The sequence below is a fragment of the Gaoshiqia sediminis genome, from assembly GCF_025907915.1.
GTDB classification, from domain to species: domain Bacteria; phylum Bacteroidota; class Bacteroidia; order Bacteroidales; family Prolixibacteraceae; genus Gaoshiqia; species Gaoshiqia sediminis.
This window is the reverse complement of sequence record NZ_JAPAAF010000153.1, coordinates 1-321: the sequence shown is the minus strand read 5'-3', so window position 1 is coordinate 321 and position 321 is coordinate 1. Positions and strand designations below refer to the sequence as shown.

At 46.1% G+C, this 321-nt stretch carries 1 protein-coding gene; it reads left to right on the top strand.

All coding sequences use genetic code 11. The features are described 5' to 3' along the window. Positions 1-321, top strand: a 321-nt coding sequence (locus tag N2K84_RS20710; protein WP_282593663.1) for a glycoside hydrolase family 38 C-terminal domain-containing protein, incomplete at both ends; no start/stop codon positions are given.

The following is a 321-nucleotide window of genomic DNA, read 5'->3' as shown; positions in this document are numbered from 1 at the left end:
AGTATTATAAAGTACTTGTTGGCGATAATGGTGACATTACAAGCATCTATGACAAAAACCTGAAAAAGGAATTGTTGCAAAAACCTGCCAGCCTGGCGTTTTTATATGAAAAGCCAGAAAAATGGCCCTCTTGGAATATGGACTGGAAGGATCGTCAAAATCCTCCGGTTGATTATCTGAATGGGGATGCAGAGATAACAATCGCGGAGCAGGGACCTGCCCGGGCCGCATTGGAAATAACGCGTAAGAAACGTAACTCCGAGATCACCCAGGTGTTGAGCCTTGCAGCCGGAAACGCCGGTAAAAGACTGGAGATAGCCA